At 48.2% G+C, this 9,136-nt stretch carries 9 protein-coding genes; 7 read left to right on the top strand and 2 right to left on the bottom strand.

Translation table 11 applies throughout. The annotated features are described in order from the left end of the window. Positions 1-56: 56 nt before the first annotated feature. From P397_RS17175 to P397_RS0108055, 5 genes are all read left to right on the top strand, one after another. Positions 57-443, top strand: coding sequence for a nuclear transport factor 2 family protein (locus tag P397_RS17175; protein ID WP_051523918.1), 387 nt, complete (start codon positions 57-59; stop codon positions 441-443). 243 nt (positions 444-686) lie between these two features. After that, complete coding sequence (gene tnpB, locus P397_RS0108070; RefSeq protein WP_028106127.1) at positions 687-1,859, top strand: IS200/IS605 family element RNA-guided endonuclease TnpB; 1,173 nt, start codon at positions 687-689, stop codon at positions 1,857-1,859. A 161-nt stretch (positions 1,860-2,020) separates the two neighbouring features. Continuing rightward, positions 2,021-3,085, top strand: a complete 1,065-nt coding sequence (gene serC / locus P397_RS0108065; RefSeq protein WP_028106126.1) for a 3-phosphoserine/phosphohydroxythreonine transaminase — start codon at positions 2,021-2,023, stop codon at positions 3,083-3,085. Next, positions 3,086-4,243: a phosphoglycerate dehydrogenase gene (locus P397_RS0108060; protein ID WP_028106125.1), complete on the top strand. Its 1,158-nt coding sequence runs from the start codon at positions 3,086-3,088 to the stop codon at positions 4,241-4,243. 12 nt (positions 4,244-4,255) lie between these two features. Then, positions 4,256-5,458: a DUF1015 domain-containing protein gene (locus P397_RS0108055; protein ID WP_028106124.1), complete on the top strand. Its 1,203-nt coding sequence runs from the start codon at positions 4,256-4,258 to the stop codon at positions 5,456-5,458. Between the two features lie 61 nt (positions 5,459-5,519). Here the strand turns inward: P397_RS0108055 and P397_RS0108050 are convergent, their stop codons facing one another. After that, a complete protein-coding gene (locus tag P397_RS0108050; RefSeq protein WP_028106123.1) occupies positions 5,520-7,304 on the bottom strand; it encodes an alpha amylase N-terminal ig-like domain-containing protein in 1,785 nt (594 codons plus the stop codon). Positions 7,305-7,508: 204 nt separating this feature from the next. On the opposite strand from P397_RS0108050, the gene P397_RS0108045 reads away from it, so the two are divergent. Together P397_RS0108045 and P397_RS0108040 are read left to right on the top strand one after the other, a co-directional pair. Beyond that, positions 7,509-8,222 (top strand): YebC/PmpR family DNA-binding transcriptional regulator, encoded by a 714-nt coding sequence (locus P397_RS0108045; RefSeq protein ID WP_026832798.1) that lies wholly within the window; start codon positions 7,509-7,511, stop codon positions 8,220-8,222. Positions 8,223-8,511: 289 nt separating this feature from the next. After that, on the top strand, positions 8,512-8,805 hold the full coding sequence (locus P397_RS0108040; RefSeq protein WP_026832797.1) for a hypothetical protein: 294 nt from the start codon (positions 8,512-8,514) through the stop codon (positions 8,803-8,805). A 53-nt stretch (positions 8,806-8,858) separates the two neighbouring features. On the opposite strand, the gene P397_RS0108035 is transcribed toward P397_RS0108040, so the two are convergent. Beyond that, positions 8,859-9,128: a hypothetical protein gene (locus tag P397_RS0108035; protein WP_028106122.1), complete on the bottom strand. Its 270-nt coding sequence runs from the start codon at positions 9,126-9,128 to the stop codon at positions 8,859-8,861. Positions 9,129-9,136: the final 8 nt, after the last annotated feature.

The raw sequence follows: 9,136 nt of genomic DNA, 5'->3' as shown, positions 1-9,136 counted from the left end.
TTGTTTCATTGTGTTTGGATCAACTCACTCACTTCAAGACCGAAAGGATGATTTTTATGGAACCGTCAGCTAAACATACTCAACTTCAAACCCTCCTCACAAATCGGCATACTTATTTGATGCAGGGAGATCGGGAAGCGATGCACCAACTGTTATCGGACGATTTTTCTTTTATTGATGGACAGGGACGTCAATTTGATGCTGAGACGTATCTTGATCATTACGTGGATTTGGATCAAATCAAATGGATCAATCAGACGAATGAATCGGTCGTAGTCGAAGTGTTTGAGACGACCGCACTCGTACAAGAACTATTAGAGGATACTTTTTCTTATGGTCAAACCTCTTACGTTGGTCGATTTCGAAGTGTTTCCTTGTACCATTGGACACCCGATGGCTGGAAATGGCATTTTACTCAACTGACGCCACTCGACCCTTCCTAAATCTGATGATTAAATAATCTCTTACGATTAAAACAAACAGGTGGATGTAAAATCCGTCTGTTTGTTTTGTCGAAAAAGCGGTTTGCTGATTTCTGGCCTTCTCCCCTCCTCACAACCTGCATGACCTCCCTCCTGTTTATCAAAATTAGGCGAGAATACGCCCACTTCTAAACGAAGTGAAAGTGGGAGATGAATCGCCAACCTGCTTTTCGGGTATATTCCCTTTGAAGGAGGTGAAAAATGGTGTTGAAACACAAGGCCTACAAATTCAGAATCTATCCGACAAAAGAGCAGGAAATCCTGATTGCGAAGACGATTAGGTGTTCGCGCTTCGTCTTCAACCATTTCTTGGCGAAGTGGGATGAAACGTACAAGACCACTGGAAAAGGACTGTCCTATGGTTCTTGTTCTAAAGAACTTCCTGTGTTGAAGCAGGAGTTCGACTGGTTGAAGGAAGTCGATAGTACCTCTGTTCAGATCAGCGTCAAACACCTTGCCGATGCATTTGATCGCTTCTTCAAGAAGCAGAACGAACGCCCTCGATTCAAGTCGAAGCGCCATCCCGTCCAGTCGTACAAGACCAACATCCAAGGCAGAAACCAGCTTCCTGAAGTCTCGATTGTCGGAAAAAAGCTCAAACTTCCGAAGCTGAAATGGGTACGTTTCGCCCATTCGAAACAATTCACAGGCCGTATCTTGAACGCCACGATCCGACGCACATCTTCAGGCAAATACTTCGTCTCCCTGCTCGTCGAGCAGGAGATCCACGAACTGCCGAAGACCGGTTCATCCGTCGGCGTCGACGTCGGACTCAAGAACTTCGCCATCCTGTCGGACGGCACCGTCTACCAAAACGATCGTTACTTTCGTTCGCTTGAGAAGAAACTGGCGCGCGAACAGCGTAAGCTCTCCCGCCGTCAGCGCATCGCTTTGAACAAGAAAGTCCCGCTTTCCGAGCCGAGGAACTATCAGAAGCAGAAGCGGAAGGTCGCCCGCATCCACGAGAAGATCGCCAACAAGCGCACCGACTTCCTGCAGAAGGTATCGACCGAGATCGTCCAAAACCACGACGTCATCGGGATCGAGACCTTGCAGGTGAAGAACATGCAGAAGAATCGCAAGTTAAGCAAGGCCATCTCGGACGTCAGCTGGTCGGCATTCTTCCGCATGCTGGAGTACAAGGCAGGATGGTACGGGAAGATTGTCGTGAAGATCGGCAAGACCTTTGCTTCCAGTCAACTGTGCTCCAGTTGCGGTCATCAACACAAAGACGTGAAACATCTCAGCTTGCGTGAATGGACATGCCCGAGTTGCGGCATCCATCACGATCGAGATGTGAATGCGGGACTGAATCTCAAACAAGAAGCCGAACGTATCTTAGCTTCTTCAACCGTCGGAACGACGGGGTTAGCCTGATCAGGTTTCGACCGTTAGGTCGGATCACTCAGGAATCCTTCACCTCTAAGTGAAGCGTAGGTGGAGGTAGTTCAATTCCAAAAAGACATTTGATTAACTGTTTTCATTCCGTTACACTTTAGTTGTAAATATTTTCTGAAAATTATCGTAGGAGGAATGACATGACTGTTTTTAACTTTTCCGCTGGTCCAGCGGTGTTACCGGTTCCGGTCTTACTAAAAGCCCAATCTGAACTGTTGAATTATCAAGGTTCTGGACAATCCGTCCTGGAGCTGAGTCACCGGTCCGATTTGTTTGAAACAATCCTCCACGAAACGGAATCGTTGCTCCGCGAACTGATGGATATACCGGACGAGTATCGCGTTCTTTTTTTGCAAGGTGGTGCAACGCTCCAGTTTTCGATGTTGCCGCTTAATTTGGCGACAAATCGCCAGATGGTCGACTTCATTGATACCGGTAGTTGGTCACAAAAGGCGATCAAAGACGCACAGGCTTATGCAACGACACGAATCCTCGCTTCATCGGCATCGGATGGCTATCGATCGATTCCAGTTGAAGCTGTCACTTCTGACGCCGACTATCTTCACATCACGTGGAACAATACATTGGAAGGAACCACGTATACAAAAGCCCCACAAGTTGGTGTCCCTCTGGTCGCTGACTTTTCGTCTTCTATTTTGTCTGAACCCATCGATATCCGGCAGTTCGATGTCATTTATGCCGGCGCTCAAAAAAATCTTGGTTCGGCAGGAATGACGCTCGTCATCATCAAAGACGAACTGCTTCAGCGGACACCCCAATCGTCCGGCTCGTACTTACGTTATGATACACACGCGAAACATCACTCGCTTTACAATACACCACCAACGTATAGTATCTATTTGACAAAACTTGTCCTGGAATGGATCAAAGAGCAAGGGTTTGAGACGGTTGTTCAGCGCAACCGCCAACAGGCTGCTGCGCTTTATACATATTTGGACCAATCGACCTTGTTCTCGAATGCTGTCGCAATCAGCGACCGTAGCCGAATGAACATCCCCTTCTCGACAGGTCAAGTGGACTTAGACACACAATTCCTAAAATTTGCAGAACGGAATCAGCTGGTCAATCTAAAGGGGCACCGATCCGTCGGTGGGATGCGTGCCAGTCTTTACAATGCAATGCCGAATTCCGGAGTCGATGCTCTTCTATCCGTACTACACCGATTTGAACAGGGGGAACGCTAAATGTACCACGTACAACTTTGGAATGACGTATCTGAAAAGGGGCTTAAACGATTTAACGATGGTTATCTCGTCCAACGTGACGTCGAAGAACCAGACGCATTTCTTGTCCGAAGCAAGGACTTGCACGGAATGAAGTTCAAGGAGTCCTTAAAAGCAGTCGCTCGGGCAGGAGTCGGCGTCAACAACATTCCGCTCGACCAATTGGCCAACCGGGGAATTCCTGTCTTCTCGACACCGGGAGCAAATGCCAATGCCGTCAAAGAGCTTGTCATCGCCAGTTTGTTCTTGAGTGCCCGGAAACTGATTCCGAGCATTTTATGGACAAACAATCTTCGGGGACATGATATCCCGGAACGGGTCGAAGCCAACAAAAAACAGTTTGCCGGAACTGAATTACTCGGTAAACGGATTGGCATCGTTGGTCTCGGTGCGATTGGTGCCAGTTTAGCCAATACATTACATGAGCTTGGCATGACGGTTTCCGGTTACGATCCGCACATGTCCGTCGAATCCGCCTGGCGCGTCTCCAATCAAGTCCAACGTGTGACGAATCTTGAGGAGTTGCTGGCAACAAGTGATTATATTACCCTACATTTACCTTTGATTGATGCGACGCAACATCTGCTTGATGAACGGTTGCTCGCAAAGGTGAAGCAAGGAGCGACCTTACTTAATTTTTCACGCGGTGAATTGATTGATGAACACGCTTTGGCAACGGTCTTAAAATCCGGTCGATTGGCCAACTATGTGACGGATTTTCCGAACGCCTTCATTCTTTCCTTGCCGCGAGTGATTCCGTTGCCGCATATCGGCGCGTCCACTGCCGAGGCAGAAGAAAATTGTGCCGTCATGGCAGTCGATCAATTAAAACTGTTTCTCGAAACCGGAAACATCCGGAATGCCGTTAATTTCCCGGCGGTTGAACTGCCTTACTCCGGCAAACGACGAATCACGATTGCCCATCAGAACATTCCGAACATGGTCGGTCAAATCGCTTCTGTCCTCGCTTCTGAACAAATCAACATCGCCAATATGATCAACGGTAGCAAGGATGGGATCGCTTACACAATCATCGATATTGACAACCATCTGGATGAAGCCATTTCCCTGCACCAGCTGAGCTTGATTCCTGGTGTCTTAAAAACACGACTATTATAAGGAGCGTTGATTATGCCTACTTTTGAACCTTTCCATGCTTTGCGTCCAGATTCCAAATATGCAGAAGCTTTTTCCTCACTCCCTTACGACGTCTTCAATCGGGCGGAAGGTCGGGCGGAAGTCCGGCGGCGTCCGTTATCTTTTTTACGGATCGATAAAGCCGAGGTCACCTTACCGGACTTGATTGACGACCATGATCCCCGGGTGTACCAACAAGCGGCACTTCATTTTAAAGAAGCCGTCGAACGGCATATCCTGACTCTGGATGATGTCGAGAGTTATTACCTTTACCGGTTGAGCGATGGGATCCACACACAAACCGGTTTCGTTGGTTGTGTGTCTGTTTCCGACTATGATCAAGGCATCATCCGCAAACACGAGTTCACACGCCCGGACAAAGAACGGGACCGCGTCCGTCATGTGCAGGCACTCGCGGCTCATACAGGACCGATTCTGCTTGCACACCACCCGGACGCCGAACTGGACCGGATCGTGGCAGAACAGGACAAACAGCCGCCACTCTATCAATTCACGGCAGAAGATGGAATCGAACACACGATTTTTAAGGTAACCGATCGAGAAGCGATGATGACAATCGGCAGTCAATTTGCCCGTCATGATCATCTGTACATCGCGGACGGTCATCACCGGGCAGAAGCTGCCTCGCAAGTCGCCCGGTTGAACGATCACGACGATGCCGGTTTGTTCCTCGCCGTTTCCTTTTCGCGTGACCAATTAAACATTCAAGGTTATCATCGTGTCGTCGAGGATTTATACGGTCAGTCGGTTGAGGAATTACTGACACGAATCAGCAGTCGCTTCACGATTACACGCGGGCGAGCACCGGAAACGCAAAAACACCGGTTTGAAATGTACTTAAAACAAGAATGGTACACGCTCGATTATGAGCAGGATCGTCCATCCGTCAAAGACAATCTGGATGTCGCGATTCTCCAGGATGAACTGTTGACACCTTTCCTCGGCATCGAGGATCCACGGACCGATTCACGGATTCAATTCGTTGGTGGCGTCAAAGGATACGCCGGACTTGAACAGCTCGTCGATCAAGGAACGATGGCAGTGGCTTTCCATCTGCATCCAACCGGATTGACCGAGTTGATGGAAGTGGCTGACGCCGGGGACGTCATGCCCCCGAAATCGACCTGGTTTGAACCGAAGTTGAGAAGCGGTCTGCTCATCCATCCCTTTTTCTGATACTTGATTTACCTAAAACAACAGCCGCTTCCGGAAAAATTTCCTGGAAGCGGCTGTTTGTTTAGACGCCGATCACTTGCAAAATCTTACCGGATACAGCCGGCACGTCAACGGTTTGCGGATAGTGCCTCTTCTCCAATAAATCGATCGTCGGTTCTGCCAGATCGATTTGGATGTCTTCCGGTCCATTGTTGAACACGATCAAATAGGTCGTTTCGTTCGTCTCGCGACGAATTACAAAGCTGCCGGTCTCATCATTCACTTGTTCAAATTGATAACTTGATGCGTTGGCAAGACCAGTGTGTTGTTTACGCAGGGCAATCAACTGTTTGATATAGTCGAGAAGCTCAGTGTCCTGCTCCGCTGAATCCCAGACCATACATTTCCGGTTATCCGGATCCTGACCACCCGTCAGACCGATCTCGTCCCCATAGTAGATGACAGGACTCCCTGTGAACGTCAACAGAGATAACATCAACAATTTCATCCGTTCCCGGTCCCCATTCGCTCGTGTCAAGGCACGTGGTGTATCGTGCGAATCCACCAAATTGAACATCACTTCGTTGACATTCATGGAGTTACTGTTCAAGTTTCGGACAATCGCATGACTGAACGCGGATGCCGTGCTCTCGTTGGTCGCAAAAAACGTCAAAAAGGCTTCGGTCAGTCCATAGTTCATGACCGCATCAAACTGATCACCGAGCAACCATTCCTGAGAGTCCGTCCAGCATTCGCCGACGATGTACGCTTCCGGATTGGCAGCACGGACTTCCGTCCGAAACTCACGCCAAAAGGCATGATCGACCTCACTCGCCACGTCAAGCCGCCAACCATCGACCTGAAACTCTTCGACCCAGTATCTTCCGACCTTCAATAGATAGTCTTTGACGTCCGGATGGGCTGTATTGAGTTTCGGCATGTTCGCTTCGAACGCAAATACTTCGTAGTTCGGTGCCGGTGTCGTTTGAACCGGGAACTCATCAATCATGAACCAATTGGCATACTTTGATTCTCTTCCGTTTGTCATCACATCTTGGAAGGCCGGATGCTCCACACTGACATGGTTAAAGACGGCATCGAGTAAAATCCGGATGCCATTATCGTGGAGCAACTGGACCATTTCCCGGAAGGTCTCTTCTGTCCCGAAACTTGGATCCAATTGCAAGTAATCCAGCGTATCGTACTTATGATTGGAAGGTGCAACAAAGATCGGACAAAAATAAATCCCTGTGATGCCCAGTGCTTTTAAGTAATCAATCCGATCAATCACCCCTTGGAAATCGCCGCCAAAATGATTGTCGAACGCGGGTGCTTCCGCTCCCCAGGCAATCGTCCCCGCCCGGTCATTCGTCGGGTCGCCGTTTGCGAACCGATCCGGGAAAATTTGATACCAGACCGTATCCTTGACCCATGCCGGAGCATCAAATACGTCCACAGCGTTCATGTAAGGAACGGCAAAGTAATAGCCCGGATGATCAAGCGGCACCTCGTCATACCATCCTCGTTCTGTGTAGACGGCGGATGTGTCACCGGCATAGACTCTGAATCCGTAACGGACACGTTTTTTAGCCGGTCGAATGGCGACGAACCAATAATCATGGGTCGCATCCGATCCTGAATAGGTCATTGGTGTTGTCGCGGTTTTCCAAAATTTTTCTTTGTCCGGATCGAAGTTCCAGTCCCGATCCTCTTCTCGCTCAGCATCCCATTCATATGGATCCCCGTGTACGAGTTCGACACGATCGAGATCCCCTTTCGCCGACATTAAGCGGATATGCACCGTCTCTTCGTCATATTTATAGACGTACGGAGATAAGGCGCGATGGAACACTGCTGCTTTGTTCATAATCGTTCATCCTTCCACATGCTGAATTTATTCATCTACTGATACTTCCCGAATTTCCACTCGTTGTAAACGTTCCCGTTCAAAATTCAGTCAAGTCCTATCATTTCAGTTCAGAAATCGATGGCGGATGAGGTATACTAGACAGGCAGAGGGAACCGACGGGTTTCTACTAAATCGAAGTCATGTGAAAGCGAGTGGATTCTGATGGGTCGTAAATGGAATAACATCAAAGAGAAAAAGGCGTCGAAAGACAAAAATACAAGCCGGGTGTATGCGAAATTCGGACGGGAGATTTATGTTGCCGCGAAACAAGGCGAACCGGATCCTGAATCAAATCAGGCATTAAAAGTTGTCTTGGAACGTGCAAAAACGTACAGTGTTCCCCGGGCAATCGTCGATCGGGCGATTGAAAAAGCAAAAGGTGGCGCTGAAGAAAACTTTGACGTCTTACGGTACGAAGGATTTGGACCAAGCGGTTCGATGGTCATCGTCGAGACGTTGACGAACAACGTCAACCGGACGGCTTCTGACGTGCGTGCCGCATTTGGGAAAAACGGAGGAAACATGGGAGTCAGCGGTTCTGTCGCCTATATGTTTGATGCAACGGCCATTTTTGCGTTTGAGGGGAAAACGGCCGATGACATCCTCGAACTGATGATGGAAGCCGATTTGGATGTCCGTGACATCTTGGAAGAAGAAGAATCGGTCATCATCTATGCTGAGCCGGAGCAGTTCCATGCCGTTCAGGAAACGTTAAAAGAAGCCGGCATTACTGATTTTTCAGTTGCCGAGCTGGTCATGCTCGCTCAAAACGAAGTGACGTTATCTGAGGAAGACGTCCAACAATTCGAAAAAATGATTGATGCGTTGGAAGATTTGGAAGATGTGCAGCAAGTCTACCATAACGTCGAACTCTAATCTGTTCTTCTTAAAGGCAAAGTCTTCATTCAGACTTTGTCTTTTTTTGTACAAAAAAAAGGAGCTTTTCCGCTCCTTTTGACCCTGCTTTCAGCTGACGCCCGTAATTATGATCCGGTTACGCGCTGTTTCACTTTACGATACCGTATGAAACGCGTTTCATAACAACCCTAAAAAAAGATTCTTTTTAAAGGTTTAATTCTTCTATTTAATGGGAAAAGTAATATTCGATACCGATTGGTGATTGAATGTCAGGTCACATGGTCTTTTCACATAAGGAGGAACTTGCATGTCTTATTCATTGATAGAAACCTTTAAACGAATCGTAAGCGAAGCCAATCGTTTTACCCGCGTTGATTTTGGTGGTTACGATATCTATATGCAAACGAACGACGGACGGACGATTACAGCGACAATCCGCTTTGACGGTGGTGGTCAGGACCAAAATGAAGCCTATCTACTGCTTGAATCAAGCACGGGGCACAGTCGAATGACGACGCTTACCCTGCATCAATTCGAACATCTATCTTCGTACACAGCACATAGTGAGCGCATCCAAGCTCTCGTTTCGACAAGTGCCTGAGTTTTTACTTCATATAGAAAGCACGCTCCCAAAAATGAGAGCGTGTTTTTTTATTAGTGTTCTTCTTTTTCTAATCGCTCGAGCTCGGCATGTGTCTGTGGAAAACCATTTGCCTGCCAATCCGCACGCTGAATCGAGTCCAGTTGCGTCAGACCCACTTCGGTTTCGTCCGTTTTTGCATCGACGCTTGGACGCTGGTCCAGTTCCGCAGTATGACTGATACTTTGATCTTTTGATCCGGTTTGTTGATACCGTCTGATTGCTAATGCGGATAATGTAACGACTCCGCCTAGGATGAGACCTTGCTTAAACGACTTGTTCATGATGCCAC

It is taken from the genome of Exiguobacterium undae DSM 14481 (assembly GCF_000620805.1).
GTDB classification, from domain to species: domain Bacteria; phylum Bacillota; class Bacilli; order Exiguobacteriales; family Exiguobacteriaceae; genus Exiguobacterium_A; species Exiguobacterium_A undae.
The sequence above is the reverse complement of the archived record's forward strand: the minus strand, read 5'-3'. Positions and strand labels throughout refer to the sequence as shown.